The organism is Pararobbsia silviterrae (genome assembly GCF_003628125.1).
In the GTDB taxonomy this organism is placed as follows: domain Bacteria; phylum Pseudomonadota; class Gammaproteobacteria; order Burkholderiales; family Burkholderiaceae; genus Pararobbsia; species Pararobbsia silviterrae.
Map to the genome: position 1 here is coordinate 1 of NZ_RBZU01000037.1, position 1,475 is coordinate 1,475.

Annotated in this window: 1 protein-coding gene, 3 tRNA genes and 1 rRNA gene; all 5 read right to left on the reverse strand. The window is 58.7% G+C overall.

Annotated elements, in window-relative coordinates:
* Nucleotides 1–95, reverse strand: a 95-nt coding sequence (locus D7S86_RS28885; protein ID WP_005434227.1) for a GTP-binding protein, incomplete at its 3' end; no start/stop codon positions are given.
* A gap of 61 nt (nucleotides 96–156) precedes the next feature.
* Nucleotides 157–231, reverse strand: a tRNA-Thr gene (locus D7S86_RS28890).
* Between the two features lie 20 nt (nucleotides 232–251).
* Nucleotides 252–325 (reverse strand) — tRNA-Gly (locus tag D7S86_RS28895).
* 37 nt (nucleotides 326–362) lie between these two features.
* Nucleotides 363–448, reverse strand: a tRNA-Tyr gene (locus tag D7S86_RS28900).
* Between the two features lie 730 nt (nucleotides 449–1,178).
* A 5S ribosomal RNA gene (gene rrf / locus D7S86_RS28905) occupies nucleotides 1,179–1,291 on the reverse strand.
* Between the last annotated feature and the right edge of the window lie 184 nt (nucleotides 1,292–1,475).

Below are 1,475 nucleotides of genomic sequence, written 5' to 3' on the forward strand. Positions count from 1 at the left end.
ATCGCTGCCGTCAGCGTCGTCTTGCCATGGTCAACGTGACCAATGGTCCCCACGTTCACGTGCGGCTTGGTCCGCTCGAATTTACCTTTAGCCATGCTTGACTCCTAACAGGAATATTCACCGGTTGCGCCGCGCGCAAACACAAATCGAAGCTCGTGGTGCCCATGGGCAGGATCGAACTGCCGACCTCTCCCTTACCAAGGGAGTGCTCTACCACTGAGCCACATGGGCGACTGTCACAACAGCATTTCTGGAGCGGGCGAAGGGAATCGAACCCTCGTCATAAGCTTGGAAGGCTTCTGCTCTACCATTGAGCTACGCCCGCTTCGGGTATCTACTCTGACTTCGCCGCTTAATTGTTCTGGTGGAGGAGGTTGGATTCGAACCAACGTAGGCGTAAGCCAACAGATTTACAGTCTGCCCCCTTTAGCCACTCGGGCACCCCTCCTTCAGAGAACTGTGGATTATGGGCTAAGCAGTAGGTCGTGTCAACAATCTTTCTGCAAATTCGATGCCCATCAAAAACAGCTCCTGCACCTATAGGGGTTCGCGGCTCGCGAGGCGCTTTCGCGCCGATACGTCGCTGCCTACGGGAGAGCGCCGCGTGCCGGAATCAAAACGCCGACAGCCGGCTCCCAGCGAAACGAGGCGTGTGCCGACACGCACATAGAAACTTCGATGTCGGCCGGAAAGCGAATTGAATACCGCGCGAAGATTTGGCGCGCGGATCGATGGCGCCGATTTCGGATGGCGCACGTCGAGAGCCGATCGTGTCACTCGCCGCGGTACGCCGACACGTCGATCGCGGACCTGGACGTCTCCTCCGCAGCAGGCAACGAGGGATGTTGCGAAATCCGGTCGCGCAGCAAGGTTGGCGTGCGAAGCACTGAGGCGGCGTCGCGCATCACGGCACACGACTCGGCGGCGCGGCCTGGACCGGCGCGACGCAATCGACATCTCGCGAACGGACGTGGCGCGAGACTTGGGATGTGGGTGTCCGGGGCCGCCGATGGCGCAGCGCAGTGAGCCGACGCGCTGCTCGAAGAGAAGATGAGCCTGCGAGAGTTCGGCCCGCGCGGGCTCGTGGGCGAGCGCGGCGCAACGAACTGACGCGCGCAAAACGGCGCTTAAAAGCAAAAAGCCCTGCTCGGATGAGCAGGGCTTTCTGGTGTTAAACAGCCTGACGATTACCTACTTTCACACGGGAACCCGCACTATCATCGGCGTGGAGTCGTTTCACGGTCCTGTTCGGGATGGGAAGGGGTGGTACCAACTCGCTATGGTCATCAGGCATGACTTGTTGCCTGGCAGCTTCGCTACCGGGCCAATCTGGGAAGAAGAATTTGTTGGGTTGTGAGGTGTATCGCAAACTGCGATGACTCACGCACGTGGAAGGCAAACACACGTGTTATAGGATCAAGCCTTACGGGCAATTAGTATCAGTTAGCTTAACGCATTACTGCGCTTCCACACCT